This window comes from Melghirimyces profundicolus (assembly GCF_003054245.1).
GTDB classification, from domain to species: Bacteria; Bacillota; Bacilli; order Thermoactinomycetales; family DSM-45169; genus Melghirimyces; species Melghirimyces profundicolus.
In genome coordinates this window covers 1-1,406 of record NZ_QBKR01000063.1, presented here as the reverse complement: position 1 = coordinate 1,406, position 1,406 = coordinate 1, and the positions used below count along the sequence as shown (strand labels likewise).

The 1,406-nt window shown below is 61.3% G+C and carries 2 protein-coding genes; both read right to left on the bottom strand.

The window, feature by feature from the left end; translation table 11 throughout:
- Positions 1–746, bottom strand: a 746-nt coding sequence (locus tag C8P63_RS19430; RefSeq protein ID WP_211308320.1) for a hypothetical protein, incomplete at its 3' end; no start/stop codon positions are given.
- Positions 736–1,406 (bottom strand): golvesin C-terminal-like domain-containing protein (locus tag C8P63_RS19425; RefSeq protein ID WP_211308319.1); only part of this gene is annotated, 671 nt, incomplete at its 5' end. The genes C8P63_RS19425 and C8P63_RS19430, both read right to left, overlap by 11 nt.

The window sequence follows — 1,406 nt, the reverse complement described above, 5'->3', positions numbered from 1 at the left end:
TCCACCCCGGTGAACTCTTCCTCGTCCGGCTTCCCGTAGGCGGTGTACCCGTAGGTGGCCCGGGTGTTCCCGTTCTCGTCAGTGAGCACCTCCACGTCGGTGTGGGGGTTGTAGCCGTAGTAGGAGTCTTCCTCCGTCCCGTCGCTGTTGTGCTTCACCATGGAGAGACGTTCGCCCCAGGGGCTGTACTGGTAGGACTTCTGGATCTCCCCGGCCACTTCTTCGTTCAGCACCTGACCGGACAGGCCCAGGTAGTGGAAGTCCGTGGTCTTCGTCCCTTCCGTCCGGCTCACGGTCCGGTCCAGCGGGTCGTAGACGTAGCTCGTCTTCTTGGTGGACCCGTCCTCCTGCAGCTTGCTGTGTTCCGCCACACGGTCAAATCCGTCGTAGGTATACTTCTCGATCTGCTCTCCGGCGGCAGTGACCGTGTTGAGTCGGCCGAAGGGATCGTAGTTGTAGGCGGCCGTGGTGCCTCCTATGTTGGCGGACAACAGCCGGTTCCGGTCATAGTGGTACGTGGTCGTCGTGCCGTCCACCGTCTTCTGGATGACGTTGTTGTTGGCGTCGTGTTCGTAGGTCTCCGTCTCCAGGACGTTGCCGGCGGTGTCTTTTTTGGTCTTCTTCGTCACCCGGTCCCGCGGATCGTATTCGTAGGTGTGGACATGGTGGATGTAGTCCGCGTGGTTGTCCGCGTTCATCTTCTTGGCCGTGTCCTTCACCCGGTGGCCGTTCCACTCACAGAGCACAAGTCGCGCCTGGGGTCGCTTCGCTCCCCGGTCGCGCTATGGCGTTGTACTCGATGGTGTGCTCGTTGACGAGGGTGCCGTCGGACTTCTTCTCCACCTGGTGCTTGAGGAGGCCGTCCAGGTAGTAGGTGTAGTCGACGGTGTTGCCGTTGGCCTTGGTCTCCTTCAGCTTCTGCCCCCGCGGGGTGTAGGTGAAGGCCGTCACCTTCGGGTTCGGGTCGCTGGCGGATTTCTTGTTGGTCACCTGCTCCACCAAATCCCGGACGTCATAGGCGTACTCGGCGATCTGGTCGTCGTGGGTCCGGGTCAAGGGGTTCCCGTTGGGATCATAGGTGTAGGACGTGGTCTTCTGGACGACGCCGTCCTTTTTCTCCTCCACCTTCGCCACCTGGTTCAGCCCGTTGTAGGTGATGGCGTAGGTGTCCACCTTGGCCCCGGAGCTGTTGTCCGTCATCGTGGTCAGATTGCCGTTGGGGTCGTAGTCGTAGGTGAAGTCCTTCTGCTCGGTGTCCGTCTCCCCGCTGTTGTCCCGGACCAGTTTCACCGCGTCGGCCACCACGATGCCGTCGGCATCATCCTTCAGGGTGATCTTGTGGGTGTTCCCGGCCTTGAAGGCGTAGGTGCCGAGTTTTTTCCACTCGGTCTCCGAGCCCGAGGCGA